Origin of the sequence: Rhizobium sp. NFR07 (genome assembly GCF_900111905.1) — a bacterium.
Classification (GTDB): domain Bacteria; phylum Pseudomonadota; class Alphaproteobacteria; order Rhizobiales; family Rhizobiaceae; genus Neorhizobium.
This window is the reverse complement of sequence record NZ_FOKM01000020.1, coordinates 15206-33406: the sequence shown is the minus strand read 5'-3', so window position 1 is coordinate 33406 and position 18201 is coordinate 15206. Positions and strand designations below refer to the sequence as shown.

Here is an 18201-nt window from a genome sequence, read left to right as displayed (position 1 = left end):
AAGTGGTGATCTTCGTCACCTTGGATCTCTCGACAGCGGACGCACCGGTCCGACATGCTGCGGTTCCTCTGACGGCAGCCGCAGCAATTTTGAAAATTGACCCGTATCGAGACGGACGATGGATCAGCTGAACTTGAACTGCATTTCCTTGACCGCAATGTCGCCGTCAAGGACCATCGGCTCATCGTCCAGGAACAGCGAGCAATTGCGCATCGGGATATCCAGATGGCATGCGGTGTCGTTCGGCCCGCCGAGTTCGTTGTTCGGGCCGGTGGAGAACATGACGTTGCCGTAGAACGACCGCGCTTCCATGCCCATACCGCCCGGGAATTCGCCGGGCACCATGCGATGCCACTTGGCATTCTGGTTGAGGCCCCAGCCGACATGGCTCATGCCCATGCCGCGCGGGTCATTGAAACCGTCCATGTAGGACTTGACCAGCTCGGCATCGAGACCGCCGCGAATGTCGGTGATCCAGCCATTTTCGATCGTGTAGATGATCGGGTCGCGCACGTAGATGTTTTGTGGCAACAGGATATCGCCCGGCGCGACGACGACCGTGCCGTCCACGCCGTCGTCGTCACCTCCGGTGAACACGAAGCCGGACGGCCAGTGATCCCAGCGGCCAGGCTCATCCGTGCACGCATATTCCGTGATGGCCGGATAGGTGTTGAGCTTGTAGGTGACATCCGTGCCGTGCTTGGAGGTGATCCGCATCACCTTCGCCTTGGACAGGAGGTCGCCGGCAAATTCGACGCGTTCGCGCAATTCCTTCGTCGGCAGCATGCGGGCGAGGATTTCAGGCGGCTCCACCGCAGTCAGGATGCGCGTGCCCGATGCCTGGATTGCCATCTGCTCCGGGCTGAAGAGCAGGAAGATGCAATCGATCAGCATGTCGGCGGCCTTCAGCGCCTCCACCGCGTCGGGCATGGCTGCAAGACCGGTCTGGCCGACCGCCCATGCCCCTGCCGGCGGTACCGGCGGCAAACGCATGTGGTACATCTTGGCGCCCAGGCGCATGCCTGCCGCCATGAAGGCGTCGGCGTAATCCAGGCGTTCATTGCCCTGTGTCAGGACGATGAGTTTTTCGCCCTCATGCACGCCCGACATCTTCAGTTGATGCAGGCAGATTTCCGTAAAGCTGAACTGATCCATGCTCGTTCCCTTTTTTGATTGCAGGCGGAGTTTTCGGCCCGTTACGGACAGGCGGATGCGACCTTGGCGATTTCGGCGATGGCCTCCTCACGCGAGACGACATCGCCGTATTTGCTGTCGATGTCGAAGAGATTGGCATTGTGCGGATCGGGATGGCGGTCGCCCACGCAATCACCCACGACGATGGCGCGAAAACCATATTGAACCGCATCCACCGCACTTGCCCGGATGCAGCCGCTGGTCGAGCAGCCCGCCATGATCACCGTATCGATGCCCTGTGCGTGTAACTGCGAGGCGAGGCTGGTTCCGAAGAAGGCACTGGCATACTGCTTGACGATGACGAGTTCGCCCTTCGCAGGCTCGACCTCGTCGCAGAACTCGGCCAGGACATTGCCCTCGACCATCGCCTTCATCACGGGTGATTTTGTTACCCACATGCCGCCGTCGACGCAGTTTTCAGCAAGATACAGAATGCGGGTATGGATGACAGGTATGCCGGCATTGCGCGCCGCCTGGATAAGTGCGGGCGCCCGCGTGACCGCATCCACCACGCCGGGCGCATAGAGAGGCGCGCCTTCGATCGTATAGGCTTTCAGGAAGTCGATGACGAGCAGCGCCGGGCTCTTGCCGAAACCGATGCGATTGCCCCAGACACCCTGATAGTTCGATTCCGCGCTTTGCATGATGGCCGTCTCCTCAATACGCGCCGGACAGAAGTGCCCCAGCGCCAGGCGAAACGGCTTCCAGACCCAACGATTTCAACATGCAATAGGTCGTTGCAACCGCGGCCGTCAGGACCGGCTTTCCGGTCATGGCCTCCACCTTCGCAATCACCGGCAGCGAGGGCATCTGCACGCAGGCCGACAGGACGATAACATCGACATCGCTCAGGTCGAGCGCCTGGACGATTGCCGGCAGGTTTTCCGGATCATGACGGGCGACATCCAGATTGTCGGGAATTTCCAGCGCCCGCCAATCCATCACTTCGAAGCCCTCTTCACGGATGTAATCGACCACGAGTTCCGTCAGCGGCTTCATATACGGCGCGACGACGGCGACCTTCTTCGCCTTCATCACCTTTAGTCCCTCGATGAGGGCGCCGGCGCTGGTGACGACGGGAATGTTCGCGCCTTCGTCGATCGTGCGTCCGGTCAAACGCTTTTCGGACTGGCGATGATAGCCAAGCCCCATCGCCATGATGGCAACAAGGCAGGCATAGCCCAGCACATCGACGCGGGCATCGGAGAGCTCGATGGCGCAACGATCCGATTCTGCATCCATCGCGGCCAGTTCTTCCTTGACGACCTTCTTCATGCGCATGCGGCTGGAATGGAACGTAAAGCGCTCGGGGCGAATGGATTGCCGCGCCGTCAGCATGGCCGGAATTTCCGTCTCCATGGTGGTGTTGGAACTGGGGACAATCTGGCCGATACGATACAAGGTCTGCACGGATGAAATCCTCTGCTGCGCAAAAAACGACGTCAAGAAACAGAGGCGGACCGTTGATCCGCCGCTGCCGATCAGCGGGAGAGAAAATCGCCAAGGGCCTCGAAGAAGCCGTCGAAATCATCCCAGGGAATCATGTGCCCGGCGTTCGGCACGCGGACGATCTCCAGCGCCGGGTAGAGCGAGCGCGCTTCCTCCTCATCCGCCTTCTCGATCACCCCGCCGCGGCCGGCAACCATCAGCATGGCGGGCTGCGTCAGTTTCGGCAGATCCGGAAAGATGTCGTCGCTGTGGAAGTCCTCGAAGGCCGTGACGATGGCCGGCTCATAGCAGGTGTGCAACCACTCGGCGCGCAACTGCAATTGTTCGTCGGTCCAGGTCGGGCAAAACGCCTTCATGCCATCGGCATCGGTGCCGCGTGTAGCGAGGCGGATGCTGTCGACATACCAGGGCAGCTTGCTCGGATAGGGACGACGACCGGGACCGGATACCGGCGGATCGATCAGGGCCAGCCGCGAGAACGCTGCAGGCGCTGAAACTGCTGCGCGGATTGCGATGCGCGCGCCCATCGAATGACCGAGGAGCGCTGGCTTCGAGAGCCCGAGAGCGGAAGCAAGACCGACGACATCGGCCGCCATCGCATCCAGGCCGTAGTCAAGATCCGGGCCGGTTGACGACAGGCCGCGGCCGCGCACGTCGAGCACATAGACGTCGCAACGCTCCGCCAGCCGTTCGGCGACGAACCCCCAGGTGATCGCCGGGCTGGTGATGCCGGGGATCAGTATGACAGAAGGGCCTTTGCCACCGTAGCGCAAATAGTGCTGGCGGATGCCGTTGGCGGAAATGTTGGCGCCGTAGAGTGCCTGCCCGCTCATGCCGCGTGCTCGCTCTTCAGCGGCTCGGCATAGATATCGTAGCCATAGACCCAGGACGGATCCTCCTGGTCGAGCAGGAAGGTATTGGCATTGGAAACGGCCTGCACCCGTGTTGCGCGATCGCGGCGGTTGGCTTCATACAGCTTGAACGCCGTGGCGAAATCGCTGACGCCTGTTTCCTGCAGGCAGCGGGTCAGCATTGCGGCATCCTCAATGGCCATGGCCGCGCCCTGCGCCATATGCGGCTTCATCGGATGACAGGCATCCCCGAGTAGAACCAGCCGCCCCTTGCCCCACAACGGCAGCGGATTGCGATTGAAGAGCGGCCACTTCGTCACCGTGTCGGTGCTCTCGATCAGCGCCTGGACGATCGGGTGATAGCCCTCGAACGCTTCCGCCATCTCTTGGCGGCTGCTATCGACGAAAGCGGAATCGAACTCCCAGGCCGGATGCGGAACACCCGTGACGTAGTAATACTCGTCGCGACGCGCCGTCGTGTAGTAGACCATCATATGCCGGTCCGGGCCCCACCACTTGACGCAATCCTCGAAAGTCAGATCGAACCTCTTCAGCTTGTCGGAGTAGATCAGTGCGCGATGGCCGACCCACCCGCTGTAATTGGGCTTTTCCTCCCCGAGCAGGGTTTCACGAACGCGGGAGTTGATGCCGTCGGCGCCGATGACGATATCGGCACGGACCGACGTGCCGTCCTCGAACTCAACCAGGACATCGCTGCCATTGTCTTCGACGCGGGCGAGTTTCTTGCCGAAATGCAGGGTGCCCGGCTGAAGCGCGTCGCACTGGATCGCCTGCAGGTCGCCGCGGTGCACAGTGCAATAGGTCGCGCCATAACCTTCAAGCGGAACACGCGAGCGATAGTCGCCGGTGATGCCGTCGCGACTGAACCAGTGCGTCGGCGTGCTGCTGATATCGACGACCTTCTGGTCGACACCGATGCGCTGGAAAATCTTCAGCACGTTCGGGCCCATATGGATGCCGGCGCCCAGACGCGAAAAACTCGGCGCCTGCTCATAGACGTCGACGTCGAAGCCGGCGTGCTGGAGCAATGCGCCCGCCACGGCGCCGCCGAGGCCTGCGCCAATGATCGCGATCTTTTCAGTTCCCTTGGACATTGCGACCCCTCTATCCGTCATTCGACGTGCTGTTCTTGAAACTGGAAGCGTGACCAATTTGTAGCGTATACGCTGTAAATAGCAATCACACTCTACAAATTTTTGGCGCGCCCGCAAGCCCCAGATCCGACACTATCGCGTTTCCAGCGGCTTGCAATAAAAAATTTCGACTTGTCAGAACACCATGTGAAGCGTATACGCTTTTAATATAATAATAAGGGGCACTTGATGCGTGATGTCGGTGACAGTCGCATCGTTATGAGATGCGGGCAACTGCAGGATGGCCGCGCCGTGACGATCCGTGCGATTTCTAGAAGCGGGAATTTCGTTGTGGTCTCAGGGCGGGGGACCCGGTCTTGACGCCGCCAGTTTCCGTTTCGTTGATCGTGAACGACGCCATCCGGCGCGTCGAGGCAAAACCGGAAACACCGCTCCTTTACATCTTGCGCAACGATCTTTCCCTGAACGGCCCGAAATATGGCTGCGGTCTCGGTGAATGCGGCGCATGCGCTGTTCTCGTCGATGGCCGGGCCGTTCGCTCCTGCACGGTTCCGCTTGGCGCAGTCGGCACCAGGCAGGTGACGACACTCGAAGGTCTCTCGGCAGAGAGAAGCCTCCACCCAGTGCAGCGCGCCTTCATCGAGGAAGCGGCGGCGCAGTGCGGCTATTGCCTCAACGGCATGATCATCGCCATTGTCGGACTGCTTCATCGCAACAGCGATCCGGACGAGAGCGATATCCGCGAGGCACTGCGCCACCATCTCTGCCGATGCGGCACCCATATGGAAATTCTGGCCGCAGCGCGCCGCGCCGCCGTCTATGCCAAGGCGGAGCGCGCATCCTCGTCGGCATCGGCCGATACCACGGAGGTTTCGTCATGAGCACACACTGCGAAATTCCCAAATCCGCCTACATGGCCGCTGACGACGCCTTGCTGATCGTATCCGACACCACGATGGGCGACGACGCCGAGCTTTTTATCGCCATCGGCAAAGATGGGCGCGTCACTGCCTTCAACGGTCACGTCGATCTCGGAACGGGCATCCGCACCTCGCTCGCACAGATCGTCGCGGAAGAGCTTTCCGTTCCGTTCGAACACGTCGACATGGTGCTTGGCGCAACCTCGGCCACGCCCAACCAGGGTGCAACCATCGCCAGCGAAACGATCCAGATCGCCGCCGTTCCCTTGCGACTGGCGGCCGCCACCGCGCTCCATCACCTGCTCATGAAGGCTTCGGCCAGAACCGGCGTGGCGCTTAACCGCCTGCTGGTGGGCAATGGCGTCGTCCGCGCCTCCACCGGTGAGAACTGGAGCCTGACCTTCGCCGATCTCGTCAGCGGCGAGCATATGCGCCTGTCGATCGATACCGACGCCCCCCTGAAGCCGGCATCCGCCTACACGCTTGTCGGGACCTCGCGTCCACGGGTCGATATTCCCGCAAAGGCGACGGGACGATGGACCTATGTGCATGACGTCCGGGTGCCCGGCATGCTGCATGGCCGCGTCGTGCGTCCACCCTATGCCGGTTTCGATCACGGCGAGCACGTCGGCAAGAGCCTGATCTCCATCGACGAAAGCTCGATTGCGGGAATCGACGGGCTGATCGGCGTCGTTGCCATCGGCGATTTCATCGGCGTCGTCGCGACGCGCGAGGAGATTGCCATCGAAGCTGCGAAAAGTCTCAAGGTCGTCTGGCGCGATTCACCGGAACGTCCGGATCTCAACGCACCGGAAGCTGCCCTACGCGCCAACCCCGCGACGGCGCGCAAGCTCGCGGACCGCGGCAATGTCGATCTGGCGCTTGCCGGCAGCGCCGTTTCGATGGACAGGACCTACGTCTGGCCCTACCAAATGCACGGCTCGATCGGCCCGTCCTGCGCGGTGGCGGACTACCGCGACGACGGGCTGACCGTCTGGTCGGGCACGCAGAATCCCTTTCCGATGCGTCGCGACCTCGCCCTGTTGCTGGATCTTCCGGAAGACATGATCCTGGTGGAGCGTCTGGAAGCCGCCGGATGTTATGGCCGCAACTGCGCCGACGACGTCACTGCCGACGCCGCCCTGCTTTCGCGTGCGGTCAAGGCGCCCGTCAGGGTGCAGTTGAGCCGCGAACAAGAACATGCCTGGGAGCCCAAGGGCGCAGCGCAGGTCATGGACGTGCGTGGTGGCCTCGATCTGGAGGGCGGGCCCTCGGCTTACGACTTCGAGACGCGTTACCCTTCCAATCTCGCACCGACACTGCCTCTCATCCTGACCGGCAAGGTGCCGCCGGTCTCAGATGTCGTGCAAATGGGCGACCGCACTGCGATCCCGCCTTACGCCTACAGCAATCTGCGCGTGACGGTGCACGACATGCCACCGATCGCCCGGGCCTCGTGGTTTCGAGGCGTTTCCGCCATGCCGAATACGTTTGCGCATGAGTGTTACGTGGATGAACTGGCGGCCGCGGCTGGCGTCGATCCGATCGAATACCGGTTGCGCTACCTTCCAGATCCGCGCGCGGTCGATCTGGTCAATGCGTTGGCGGAACGGGCAAAATGGGTTCCGCACAAGACGTGGGGAACGCTCGGCGGCGAAGGTGACCTGCTTTACGGGCGCGGATTTGCTTACGCGGTCTATATCCATGGTCCCTTCCCCGGCAAGGCAGCCGCATGGGCGGCTTGGATTGCCGATGTAGCGGTGAACACCAAGACCGGGGAGATCGCGGTCACGAAAGTGACCTGCGCACAGGATTCCGGAATGATGATCAATCCGGATGGCGTCCGCCACCAGATCCACGGCAACGTCATCCAGTCGACGAGCCGGGTATTGAAGGAAAAGGTTGAGTTTTCGACCACAGCCGTCACGTCAAAGGAATGGGGTGGCTACTCGCTGATCACCTTCCCGGAGGTTCCCGACATAGACGTGCTGATGGTTCCCCGGCAGGACGAGCCACCGCTTGGTGTCGGCGAATCCGCATCGGTGCCGAGCGCGTCCGCCATCGCCAATGCTGTCTATGACGCGACCGGGATCCGCTTTCGTGAACTGCCCCTGACGCCGGAACTGGTTCTGGCCGCCATGAACGGCGACAAGAAGGAGCCATCGCCGGAAACGCCTGCGAAAAAACGCCGTTGGTGGAAGTCTGGTCTGTCCGCCGCGGGTGCTGTCGCCGCCGTTTCCGGCATCGTGACGATGTCCTCTCCATGGCGGCCGGCGATCGCGACGATTTCGCGCCCGGACACCAACGTCTATAGCGACGCCACCATCGAACGCGGGCGCCTTGTCGCTGCGGCGGGCGCCTGCAATGTCTGCCACATTGGTCCGGACGGAACACCCTTTGCGGGCGGACGCCGTTTCGACACACCGTTTGGTGCTGTCTATGCAACGAACATCACGCCCGACGTGGAAAACGGTATCGGAGCGTGGTCCTACCCGGCCTTCGAGCGGGCGATGCGCGAGGGCGTGAGCCGTGACGGCCACCATCTGTACCCCGCCCACCCCTACACGTCCTTTGCCGGAGCCGAGGATGCCGATCTTCAGGCGCTCTATGCCTATATGATGACGCAAGCCCCCGTTGCGGAAAAGCCACCGGAAACGGCGCTGAGGTTTCCCTACAATATTCGCTCGATGATGGCCGGCTGGAACACGCTCTTCCTCAGGAACGAACCATTCCGTTATGCGAAGGCACGCACGGCCGAATGGAACCGTGGCGCCTATCTTGTCGAGACGCTCGGCCACTGTTCGGCCTGCCATACCGAGCGCAACACACTTGGCGCCGAAAAAGGTCGAAAGGCCCACCTCTCGGGTGGTTTCGCAGATGGATGGGACGCGCCGGCCCTCAACACCTTCGCCAAAGGACCGGTCGGGTGGACGGAGGAAGCCTTCTACGACTATCTGCGCACCGGCCATTCGCGCGACCATGGCAGCGCCGCCGGCCCGATGGCGCATGTTGTCCAAGTCATGCGACCCCTTCCCGATAAGGACATCCGCGCGATGGCGACCTATCTCGCCAGCCTGAACGACGCAACGGGGCCAGAAGAGGCTGCGGCTCAAAAGGAGGCAGCAATCATCGCAAGCGACGCGGCAAGGGCAAATGCCGCGCGCATCTCACCGAAGGGCGAGCGCATCTTCAACGGCGCCTGCGCCACGTGCCATCAAGGCAACACGGGCCTGTCATCGCTGGCTCTCAACACCAACCTGCATGCCAATACGCCGGACAATATCTTTCAGGTCATCCTCAATGGTGTGGAGGCGCCGGCGATCCTTGCCGAAAGCACGCGACGCGACGCTCCCGAGGTCATGTCGATGCCGGCGTTTCGCGAGACGCTGAACGAGATGCAGATCAAGGATCTCGCTGCCTATCTGCGCGCCCGTTTCGCGCCCGACAAGGCCGCATGGAGCGACACGGAAAGCGCGATGCAACGTGTCATTTCATCAACGCACTAGGAGCGAGGGTTCGGACCGGGCGGCCACCGGATGAAAGTTCAGTGGCAGGTCAACACCAAAAAGCACGTCACTAGGGAGTTTGTCCGACTTGAGAGATAGGTGACGTTTCGTACCGGAGACATGGGTAACTCTTTTCGCTTTGCGGGAGGTGTTGATGCCGTGGAGAGAGACTTCGGTCATGGAGGAACGTCTACGCTTTGTCGCCCGGCTTCTGGAGGGCGGGGGGATGAGCGAGGTTGGCCGGGATTTCGGCATCTCGCGCAAGACCGGCTACAATATCTTCAATCGCTACAGGGACGACGGGCTGGAGGCGCTGACGGATCGATCCCGGCATCCGGTACGCTATGCCAAGCAGCGAGAAGATGTCCCGCCACTCCGTTAATGGAGGGGATATTGCCGGCTTGTTCGCATGCTTTGCAGCGCTTCGTCAGGAAGCTCGGCGAAAGAACATACTTTACCCACTGGTAGTGATCCAGGAGGCCGGACTGGACGGCTTCTGGCTGGGACGAGTGCTCAGCAAGGAAGCTTGGATCGAGAGCCACATTGTAGAGGCCCCCGCTGGAATCTGACGCTGTTGATGAAGGAAGAACTGATCCCCGTGGCCTCGCCGGGTTTCATCGAGAAACACAGGATCGACCCCGTCGCCATCCGCCCTGATGAAATCGCCCGCCTCGACCTGATCGACTACGAGCGCTATGGAGTCCGGCCAGCTGGTAACTGTGCTTGACGAGTGGTGCCCGGCGACACCGGGGCTGGCGCTCTATTATCCACGCAGCCGGCATGTGCCGTCACCGTTACGAGCCGTTATTGCCCCCTGCGAAAGGTGGGTACTGCCCGCACTCCGGTGCAGGAGGTGGTCTCGTAACGCGGCTGCGTCGAAGTAACCTAACTGTTATTTGTGATCTCGCTGCTGGTAACGTTAAGGAGGGCCGCGATGAGGACACGTCTGCTTGAGGACGGATCGTCATCGGCCGACGCCAACCGGATCGTCGCAGACGTGGACGACCGCATGGGCGATTGTATCCTGCGGCTCTACCGCTTGGCGCTGAATGTCGGTCGAGAATGGCAGCCGGGCCTCACCAACATTACGGCACCGACGCTGATCCTTCAAGGCCTAAAGGACCGGCCGGTTCCGCCGGAATTGGCGGGGTCACATCCGGGCGCGCGAGGTAGTTCTGCTCGACGCACGACATTGGTATCCAGCGACCCGATGAGATGGCAAGGGCGTTGAACACATTCTGGAGCCAATAATCGATCGCCACCGTCGAGCAGACAGCAATCGGGATGGCACGCAAGTCTTACGCTGCCGCACGGCGGCTTCGACCCGCGCCACATTGCTCCCTGTTCCATTCGCTGTCATGTGCTTTCGCGATCGAAACTTGGCATGACCGTGCGCCGCTTGGTTAAGGCTTTATCTGATAGCAGGGATGGGGCTATTCCGGATACGAGCCGCCTTGCACTTGAGACCGGTTTTGAAGTGAGATGATATCCCTAGCCATCATGCCTCCGGAGTATCCGCTTTCGAAATGGCCGGCGGTAGGCACTTGTATCTTTCGTTTCGAACCGGGCGGGATCTTTTACAAGTTCGGTGAATTGGTTGCCGACAGGTCGTTACATGGGAAGCCAGCCAAAGCTCGTGGAATCGACATGGACTTTGTCTCGGCCGACCGCCTCACTGCTACACTTGGTTACAGTTTTGACCCAACACTGAGAAACTTGTGCGACGCCCTCAAGGTAAGTTCCGTCTGTTGAAACGGAGCGATTAACACCAACCGCCATCGCTTCGTTATTGATCTGAAACTTGAAAGGAAACCCTTATGGATGATTTCCGAGAGGACTACCTGAGCCGCTTGCAACCGGAGCGCAACAGCATTGTCCGAACTCTCCTGACCGACGCCTTTCTCCTAGCCGCCGCTATCGGAACGGGCCTGACGCTGAACTTCCTGGTCGCCTGAACAGGTGAACCGAGAGCATCAGCTAATCGAAGCGGTAGTGGACGAACGCATGAGCTGCAACGCGCCCCATCAGGTCACTTAAGATGTCCGCCAACTCTCTTCCCCGGCGACTTATGGATCGCTATTGTCGCTCTTCTTAGAGAATCGGGCAAGATTTTTGCATCTTCAGGCATGTCGCCTCGCCTCAATAAGAGGCATGTTGTTATTCGAGAGGTTGCCGATTGAGCGCCGCGCGAAGTTTCTGCTCTAGCCATCCGAAAAGATAGTAGGCAACCATTGCGACGGAGGGCGGTACACGCTGACCCTCAAGCAAAATTTTTACCTTCTGCACCCAGTCAAAGCAAAAAACGAAGACAAGCCGACTGGCCCAATGTTGCATTGCATTATACTCGTTTGGGTTGCTATCGCAGATTCCCGCTTCGTTCGGGAGTCGGTGCGAGCATAGGCGCGCGGGCGAACTGTTGCGCACCGATACCGTCACGATTACCAACTGCTAATCAATCCATTAGGCAGGCTAGCTGCGATAGCCTGTAAGCCACTTTGCGCATGCAATGACGTTCAGACGCGACCACACGAACACCTCTCATGATTGTGATTCAGGCGAAAAAGAAAACTGTAGTCGTGCCCTATTTTTCTCATTCATCGCTGTTGATCTCGCAGATGCGAAGTAACTCGCATCCAGCAACGAGCCGGTGTGACGTCGCCATCAGCCGGCAGGAACAAGGGTTTGAAAAATGGCAAATCTATCTAAAGGCATCTCGCAGTTTCGAGGCTCGGTTTTCCCGGAACACTCCGCACTCTATCGCAAACTGGCACATGAGGGTCAGCGGCCTCAAGCTCTCATGATTTCTTGTGCCGACAGCCGCGTTATGCCCGAGACAATCACACAGTCGGGTCCGGGCGAGCTTTTCGTCTGCCGCAATGCCGGCAATATCGTGCCACCATTCCAGACTGCTAACGGCGGAGTTTCCTCGGCCATCGAATATGCCGTTGTGGCGCTGGGCGTCAGCGATGTCATCGTTTGCGGCCATTCGGACTGCGGGGCGATGAAGGGTCTTTGCCATCCGGAACTGCTCGGCCCAATGCCGAACGTTGCGGCCTGGCTCAAGCATAGCCACGCTGCCCACTCCATCGTCTGCGAGGCATATCCGCCTGATCTCCCCGAGAAAGACCGTATTCGCGCTGTTGCCATGGAGAATGTCGTCGTGCAGCTCGATCATCTGCGCACTCATCCTTCTGTGGCGGCAAAGCTTGCCAGCAACGAGGTCAGCTTGCACGGATGGTTCTTTGATATCGAGACCGGAAGCATCCTTGTCTATGACGGGGTCTCAAGCCGGTTTACCGAGATCGAAGATGGCCAACCGCTCCCGGTTGCCGTCTCTGGCCGCGGAGTGGCGCAGGTAGTTCCATCCGTAAACGCAATTGCAGCGGAGTAAACCTATGAAAGTTATCACTCTCACTGACGTTGCGGCTTCTATCGTCGTGTTTCTCGTTGCCATTCCCCTTTGCCTCGGCATCGCAATTGCCTCCGGGGTGCCAGTTGCGATGGGCCTTGTCTCAGGCATCGTTGGCGGGATCGTCGTCGGCTCCTTGGCCGGCTCCCCGTTGCAGGTTTCAGGGCCCGCCGCCGGCCTGGCCGTGATCGTATTTGGTTTTGTGGAGCAGTATGGCGTGGCAGCGCTTGGGCCTGTTCTTGTCGCGGCCGGTGCATTGCAGGTCCTTGCCGGCTTCCTCAAAATCGGCTCGTGGTTCCGAGCAATCTCTCCCGCCGTGGTTCATGGCATGCTGGCGGGGATCGGCATCCTGATCATCCTTGGCCAGGCTCACGTGCTAATGGATGCCAAACCAGCTGCCGGAGGCATCGAAAATGTCATGGCCATCAATGACAGCGTGGGTAACCTTTGGAGCAACGGCATTACCGACCAGGCGCTGGCCCTGGTAGTTGGACTTGCATCACTTGTCGCAATGGTCGCTTGGGAGAAGTTTCGGCCAGCCTCGCTAAGACTTCTTCCCGGAGCTCTTATCGGCGTCGCCTTCGGAACAATCGTCACAGCTGCACTGAACCTGCCCATTGCTCGCGTCACACTTCCGGCATCGCTTGCAGAAGGAATTTCCACGCCGGCTGTCGCTGATTTTCTACGGCTGGCAGAGCCGGGCATTTTTGCCACCGTGTTGGTGATCGCAGTTATCGCCAGTGCAGAAACGCTTCTGTCAGCTGCCGCGGTCGACCGGATGCATGAGGGGCCTCGTACGCGCTTCAACAAGGAGTTATTCGCGCAGGGCTTGGGCAACGGTATTTGCGGGATGCTGGGCGCTTTGCCGATCACAGGTGTTATCGTCCGCTCGTCGGCGAACATCCAGGCGGGAGCAAAGACGCGGGCGTCGGCGATCATGCACGGCGTCTGGGTGCTGGCGCTTGTCGCGCTTTTGCCCCAGCTCCTCGGCCTGGTACCGCTAACTGCGCTTGCAGCGGTTTTGCTCGTGACCGGTTGGCGTCTGGTCAGCCTGCACCACGTGCGCCATCTCTTTGATCATCATGGTTGGCTTCCTGTGGCAATTTGGCTGGTCACGGTGACTTTAGTGGTAACTCAGGACCTCCTTGTTGGAGTCGGTCTCGGCTTCGCACTCTCCTTGATGGAAGTGCTGCCCTATCTGCGCAACAGGCTCCGAATCGACAGCGCGGAAGAAGGAGAAACCATTTCCGTTCGGCTTGGCGGTTCGGCAACGTGCAAGGATGTGCCGGCTCTGTTAACTGCTCTGGAAGGTTTACCGGCAAACCGCAACATCAGGCTTGCTGGACGAGATCTGGGCTACCTCGACCATACTTGCGCAGAAACGATCAGCGACTGGGTGAAGCGCGAAAGTCGAACGGGCCGCCTGGTTGAGATCGTCGCCAATGTACGCGACGGGACGCATCCACGGATCATCTCAATGTTCAGGCGCTATCAAAACGAGGCGCGCAACGCGCCTAGCGCATGAAGGAGGTCGCAGTCACTTTGGATCGTTAAACCATCCCGATATAATCGGGATGGCGCCGATCTTGGCATCAAGCAAGAGAACTACAGTAATCTCTTTTCGTGCAGCGGCTAGCGAAGAGAAAGTCTCACGATCCTGCGGGCGCAGTTCCGGTATTGTTCACCATCATCAATGCTGATATTCGCGGGCGTCTGCGACATCTCCTGCACCAATTTTCTTTCCCCCGGAGCCGACGTAACGGCGCATGAAATTCACAAGATCAGCAATCTCACCATCGCTCAGAGATGCAAACGGCGGCATAGGAGTGGACCGCCCAGGCAACGCGGATGACTCGGTTCCATGAAGGATCACCTGAAGTAAGTTCGCAGCTGACGGATCGTAAATCGTTCGTAGACCTTTTAGCGCCGCCGTCTTTTGCTGCACCCCACCACCATTCCATCCATGGCAACTCGCACAATTGCGCTCGAAGACGCGCTGGCCGGGCTCAATTACGTCGGTTGCCACTGGTAGCGATCCTGATGCCGCGGTCATCATAGAACTCTCTTTTACATTAGCGACGAAACCTTCTGGTCGCGGAGGTATCGTGCGCAGGTAAGAGAGCAGTGCAGATGCGTCGTCTGCCTTCAGATGCCGAAGGCTGTACTCGACCACTTCCCCCATTGGTCCGGTTGCTGTTCCCCGCCCCGGTGCATGGCCTTCCAGTAAATATCTCTTAAGCTCTTCATCTGACCAGGCACCGATCCCATACTCTTTGTGGGACGTGATGTTGTAGGCATTCCAGCCCTCCAGGCTTGCACCGGCGTAGATGCGATCGCTGAGATTAAAGGCCAGCGTGCGGGGTGTGTGGCACTCTCCGCAATGGCCAAGTGCATTGGCAACGTAATCACCCCGATTCACTTTTGACGACAATGCGGGGTCCGGCTTGAAACGACGGTCGGTCAAGAAGAACCCGTTCCAAAGAGCAAGTCCCCAACGCTGATTGAAGGGAAATAAGAGCTCATTTTTCTTCGCCGGAGCTTGAACCGGCTTCAGCGTGAATAGGTACGACTTGATGGCTACTGCGTCGTCCCGGCTGATTGCTGTGTATGATGTGTAGGGAAAAGCAGGGTAGAGATTTTCACCGTTAGGCCGAACTCCACGATGCAAGGCTCTTACAAAGTCATCATCGCTCCACGTTCCGATCCCAGTCTCTGGGTCGGGCGTGATGTTTGTTGAGTACAACGTTCCAAAAGGAAGCTGGAACGCGCGACCGCCTGTGAACGGCTCACCGCCTTTCACTTGATGACAAGCTTGGCAGTCCGCCAGGCGCGTAAGATACTCTCCCCTTGCAATCAATTCAGAAGAAGGCGCAATGTCAGGCGCAGAGATCTCTGGATCTCGACTTAACATATTCTTCGCTACGACGGCGATCGGAACTACCGCGGCGACGACACAAAGGGATGCCGTGATTTTCGTGAAAGATTTCATGGCTCTCCTCCCTGTCGAGTGAACGACGACACGAGATTATCCAACCGCTGCTTGAGCCCGCCGGAGTTGGATTGCACATGCTCAGCGATTGCGGGTACTAGGGGAAGCCGTCTGCAGCGGAAGCCGGTGGCGTTAAAAACGGCATTGGCCAGCGCCGGTGAGGCGATCGCCGTCCCCAGTTCTCCAACCCCGCTAGGGTGTTCATCGCTTTCCACGAGATGCACTGCGATTGAGGGAACTTCGTTCATCCGCATCAAACGATAATCATGAAAATTGCTCTGCTCCACCGCACCGGCTGCGTATGTGAGCTCGCCCCACAACGCGGCCGTCCAGCCGAAAATCAGCCCCCCTTCTATCTGCGCTACGATTGTGTTTGGATTGATCACGACGCCGCAATCGACTGCACAGACACAACGCGTGAGACGGATTTCCGACGTTGAAGTGGCATCGACTTCGACGACGGCACATACGTAGCTCTCGTATGCTTTGCCAACAGCGATTCCCCGGCCAAAGCCTTGATCTAGCGGCCGGTGCCAGTCAGCTTTTTCAGCAGCAAGATGAAGCACTTTCAGAAGTCTCGGACTGTGCTGCAAAAGCCGAGCTCGGTACAGGTAAGGGTCGATGCCCGCATGATCGGCGAGCTCATCCAGGAAGCATTCGACGCGGAACAGATTGTGTGTTGGTCCCACTCCGCGCCACCAGCCTATCGGTCTTTCGTCCGGCATATCGAACGGCGTCCATCGCACGTGCACGGACGGAATGGAGTAGGGTAGATTGTCTGCGCCATCTACAGTGTCGGGATCGACGCCATCCTCCCGCATGAACTGTGGCGCGAATCTAGTGAAAATTGAACATCCTGTGATGTGATCTGTCCACTCTATCGGGAAGCCGTCATCATCAAGAGCGGCGGAAATCCGATCAAGGAAGGGCGGCCGAGGCAGGTCACGCCGGATGTCAGTCGCCCTGGACCAAATCACCTTGACGGGATAATCAACCTTCATCGCTATTCGAATGGCCTGCTCAACCTGGTCGGTTTCAACGCGGCGCCCGAAGCCCCCGCCGAGGTAGTGATTGTGAACCTGAATTCGCTCTTTCGGAAAGCCCGTCAGTCGATGGGCTGCATCGAGCACCCTGCCAGGGGCTTGCGTCCCGATCCAGATTTCAAGCTCGTCTTTCCTGCAGGCCACCGTCGCATTCATCGGTTCCAGCGCCGCATGCGCCAAGGCTGGAAACTCATACTCGGCAGACTCTGCTGGCGTCCTGCCGGACCATGAAGCGTCGTGGCGCGCGGTGAGCGCTTCCGCATTGGAGGCCGCATGGTTCATCGCCTTGCGCAACTGAGCGGTATCGAATGGAGTGCAACGTCCATAATCCCATTCGACAGACAAAGTTCTCGCAACTTCGCTTGCGGTCCAGAAATCGTCAGCAATGACCGCGAGGCAGTCGTCGAGAGCGACTATTTCGTGGGCGCCGGCCGGAAGAGGAGCATTTTGCAAACGCGGCCTTGCATGCCATACCGGGTTTATGATGACAGCTGCGCATTTGTGACCCGGCGGCTGGGCGTCGATGCCAAACCGCGTGGCTCCAAGTACCTTGTCTCGCGTGTCCGTGCGCTGCCATGGTTTCCCGATGATCGTAAACCTGCGGTGATCCTTCAGTGGAACGACGTCGGGAACGCTTTGGCGTTGCGCATCATCGACGAGCATTGCGTAGTCTAAAGACCGGCCAGATTCGATGTGAGTGATCACGCCACGCTTTGCTTCGCAACTGTCGGGCCTGACGCTCCAACGCGATGCTGCAGCGTTTATGAGCATTAGACGCGCTGTTGCGCCGGCGGACCGCAGAACATCCCACGAACCGCGGATTGATGTCGATCCCCCGGTGAGCTGGGTTGCCTGCAGCGGCATGGTATAGCGTTCAGGAGAGGCCGGCGCATGATCGACGATGACCTGATCAAGGCCGAGATCCATTTCCTCGGCGAGGATTGCGGCTTCACTTGTGTAGATACCTTGGCCCATTTCAACGTTCGGAATCGTTAGGCGAACTTGGCCATCAGGCAGAACTTGAATGAACGCGTTCGGCGAAAAGGCGGCGTTCCCGGCATCGGCGGGTGTCGCGGATTTCGCGAACGCTTGTCTATTTTTTGATGCCAGTGAGAAGGCAACACAGAAGGCGCCTGTCTTCAGTAACTCGCGTCGCAACATGCTACGGCTCCTTCACTTCAGAATCGGCGGACGGACCGATGACCAGGGTCCGCATCGCGTCCGTCTTCCCCGTCGCGGCCAGTTTGATCGCTTCACGGATGCGCGGATATGTTCCGCAGCGGCACAAGTTGCCCGACATTGCAGCATCGATTTCAAAATCCGCGGGCGCTGGACGTTCATTAAGCAATGCCACCGCCGCCATAATCTGACCTGGCTGACAGTAGCCACATTGAGCGACCTCTATTTCCATCCAGGCGCGTTGCACCTTTTCGCCGTTGTCCGTTCTGCCGACCGCTTCGATGGTTGTGATATGGCCATCGCCCACGTCACCAACCGGCAAAACGCATGAGCGGAGTGCTTTTCCGTCGAGGTGTACGGTGCATGCTCCGCATTGCGCGATGCCGCAGCCGTACTTGGTCCCCGTCAGAGCGAGCAGATCCCGCAAGACCCAGAGCATGGGCATGCGCGGTGGCGCGGTGACAGTTCGTCGCTCGTCGTTGATGTTGAGAGTAAAAGTGGAGCGCATTGTTTATCTCCGACTGTTTCTTTTGGGGAGTCGTGCCG

The 18201-nt window shown here is 59.4% G+C and carries 15 protein-coding genes and 2 pseudogenes; 9 read left to right on the top strand and 8 right to left on the bottom strand.

Features of this window, described 5'->3' with window-relative positions:
* Nucleotides 1-123: 123 nt before the first annotated feature.
* The 5 genes from BM216_RS29175 to BM216_RS29155 form a co-directional block, all read right to left on the bottom strand.
* The gene (locus BM216_RS29175) at nt 124-1155 is read right to left on the bottom strand and encodes a 2,5-dihydroxypyridine 5,6-dioxygenase NicX family protein (protein WP_093003248.1); all 1032 of its coding nucleotides are present in this window, start codon (nt 1153-1155) and stop codon (nt 124-126) included.
* Between the two features lie 41 nt (nt 1156-1196).
* Complete coding sequence (locus BM216_RS29170) at nt 1197-1838, bottom strand: N-carbamoylsarcosine amidohydrolase (RefSeq protein ID WP_093003246.1); 642 nt, start codon at nt 1836-1838, stop codon at nt 1197-1199.
* A gap of 13 nt (nt 1839-1851) precedes the next feature.
* Nucleotides 1852-2604 carry a maleate cis-trans isomerase family protein gene (locus BM216_RS29165; RefSeq protein WP_093003244.1) on the bottom strand — a complete coding sequence of 251 codons (753 nt, stop codon included), beginning with the start codon at nt 2602-2604 and terminating at the stop codon, nt 1852-1854.
* A gap of 71 nt (nt 2605-2675) precedes the next feature.
* A complete protein-coding gene (locus BM216_RS29160) occupies nt 2676-3476 on the bottom strand; it encodes an alpha/beta fold hydrolase (protein WP_093003242.1) in 801 nt (266 codons plus the stop codon).
* A complete protein-coding gene (locus BM216_RS29155) occupies nt 3473-4609 on the bottom strand; it encodes an FAD-dependent monooxygenase (RefSeq protein ID WP_093003240.1) in 1137 nt (378 codons plus the stop codon). The genes BM216_RS29160 and BM216_RS29155 overlap by 4 nt, the downstream gene beginning before the upstream one ends.
* Nucleotides 4610-4965: 356 nt before the next feature.
* On the opposite strand from BM216_RS29155, the gene BM216_RS29150 reads away from it, so the two are divergent.
* From BM216_RS29150 to BM216_RS29115, 9 genes and pseudogenes are all read left to right on the top strand, one after another.
* On the top strand, nt 4966-5490 hold the full coding sequence (locus BM216_RS29150) for a (2Fe-2S)-binding protein (RefSeq protein WP_093003238.1): 525 nt from the start codon (nt 4966-4968) through the stop codon (nt 5488-5490).
* A complete protein-coding gene (locus BM216_RS29145) occupies nt 5487-9035 on the top strand; it encodes a molybdopterin cofactor-binding domain-containing protein (RefSeq protein WP_093003236.1) in 3549 nt (1182 codons plus the stop codon). The genes BM216_RS29150 and BM216_RS29145 overlap by 4 nt, the downstream gene beginning before the upstream one ends.
* A gap of 154 nt (nt 9036-9189) precedes the next feature.
* Nucleotides 9190-9384, top strand: a pseudogene (locus tag BM216_RS29140) (helix-turn-helix domain-containing protein); the annotation flags it as partial.
* A 228-nt stretch (nt 9385-9612) separates the two neighbouring features.
* A complete protein-coding gene (locus tag BM216_RS34300) occupies nt 9613-9762 on the top strand; it encodes a hypothetical protein (RefSeq protein WP_177230965.1) in 150 nt (49 codons plus the stop codon).
* Nucleotides 9731-9919: pseudogene (locus BM216_RS34840) on the top strand (hypothetical protein); the annotation flags it as partial. The gene BM216_RS34300 and the pseudogene BM216_RS34840, both read left to right, overlap by 32 nt.
* Before the next feature lie 50 nt (nt 9920-9969).
* The gene (locus BM216_RS33760) at nt 9970-10266 is read left to right on the top strand and encodes a hypothetical protein (protein WP_143102900.1); all 297 of its coding nucleotides are present in this window, start codon (nt 9970-9972) and stop codon (nt 10264-10266) included.
* A 586-nt stretch (nt 10267-10852) separates the two neighbouring features.
* Nucleotides 10853-10990 carry a hypothetical protein gene (locus BM216_RS34295; protein WP_177230964.1) on the top strand — a complete coding sequence of 46 codons (138 nt, stop codon included), beginning with the start codon at nt 10853-10855 and terminating at the stop codon, nt 10988-10990.
* 734 nt (nt 10991-11724) lie between these two features.
* Nucleotides 11725-12426 (top strand): carbonic anhydrase, encoded by a 702-nt coding sequence (locus tag BM216_RS29120; protein WP_093003230.1) that lies wholly within the window; start codon nt 11725-11727, stop codon nt 12424-12426.
* 4 nt (nt 12427-12430) lie between these two features.
* Nucleotides 12431-13969 carry a SulP family inorganic anion transporter gene (locus BM216_RS29115; RefSeq protein WP_093003228.1) on the top strand — a complete coding sequence of 513 codons (1539 nt, stop codon included), beginning with the start codon at nt 12431-12433 and terminating at the stop codon, nt 13967-13969.
* A gap of 165 nt (nt 13970-14134) precedes the next feature.
* On the opposite strand, the gene BM216_RS29110 is transcribed toward BM216_RS29115, so the two are convergent.
* The 3 genes from BM216_RS29110 to BM216_RS29100 are packed head-to-tail and all read right to left on the bottom strand — an operon-like array spanning nt 14135 to nt 18163.
* Complete coding sequence (locus BM216_RS29110) at nt 14135-15433, bottom strand: c-type cytochrome (RefSeq protein ID WP_210217081.1); 1299 nt, start codon at nt 15431-15433, stop codon at nt 14135-14137.
* Nucleotides 15430-17637, bottom strand: a complete 2208-nt coding sequence (locus tag BM216_RS29105; RefSeq protein WP_093003226.1) for a xanthine dehydrogenase family protein molybdopterin-binding subunit — start codon at nt 17635-17637, stop codon at nt 15430-15432. The genes BM216_RS29110 and BM216_RS29105 overlap by 4 nt, the downstream gene beginning before the upstream one ends.
* A gap of 1 nt (nt 17638) precedes the next feature.
* Nucleotides 17639-18163, bottom strand: coding sequence for a (2Fe-2S)-binding protein (locus BM216_RS29100; RefSeq protein WP_093003224.1), 525 nt, complete (start codon nt 18161-18163; stop codon nt 17639-17641).
* Nucleotides 18164-18201: the final 38 nt, after the last annotated feature.

Bases quoted from the DNA above. Each gene is read 5' to 3' on its own strand.
- BM216_RS29175 (WP_093003248.1), bottom strand. From the start codon at position 1,155: ATGGATCAGTTCAGCTTTACGGAAATCTGCCTGCATCAACTGAAGATG.
- BM216_RS29170 (WP_093003246.1), bottom strand. From the start codon at position 1,838: ATGCAAAGCGCGGAATCGAACTATCAGGGTGTCTGGGGCAATCGCATC.
- BM216_RS29160 (WP_093003242.1), bottom strand. From the start codon at position 3,476: ATGAGCGGGCAGGCACTCTACGGCGCCAACATTTCCGCCAACGGCATC.
- BM216_RS29155 (WP_093003240.1), bottom strand. From the start codon at position 4,609: ATGTCCAAGGGAACTGAAAAGATCGCGATCATTGGCGCAGGCCTCGGC.
- BM216_RS29145 (WP_093003236.1), top strand. From the start codon at position 5,487: ATGAGCACACACTGCGAAATTCCCAAATCCGCCTACATGGCCGCTGAC.
- BM216_RS34300 (WP_177230965.1), top strand. From the start codon at position 9,613: ATGAAGGAAGAACTGATCCCCGTGGCCTCGCCGGGTTTCATCGAGAAA.
- BM216_RS33760 (WP_143102900.1), top strand. From the start codon at position 9,970: ATGAGGACACGTCTGCTTGAGGACGGATCGTCATCGGCCGACGCCAAC.
- BM216_RS34295 (WP_177230964.1), top strand. From the start codon at position 10,853: ATGGATGATTTCCGAGAGGACTACCTGAGCCGCTTGCAACCGGAGCGC.
- BM216_RS29120 (WP_093003230.1), top strand. From the start codon at position 11,725: ATGGCAAATCTATCTAAAGGCATCTCGCAGTTTCGAGGCTCGGTTTTC.
- BM216_RS29115 (WP_093003228.1), top strand. From the start codon at position 12,431: ATGAAAGTTATCACTCTCACTGACGTTGCGGCTTCTATCGTCGTGTTT.
- BM216_RS29110 (WP_210217081.1), bottom strand. From the start codon at position 15,433: ATGAAATCTTTCACGAAAATCACGGCATCCCTTTGTGTCGTCGCCGCG.
- BM216_RS29105 (WP_093003226.1), bottom strand. From the start codon at position 17,637: ATGTTGCGACGCGAGTTACTGAAGACAGGCGCCTTCTGTGTTGCCTTC.
- BM216_RS29100 (WP_093003224.1), bottom strand. From the start codon at position 18,163: ATGCGCTCCACTTTTACTCTCAACATCAACGACGAGCGACGAACTGTC.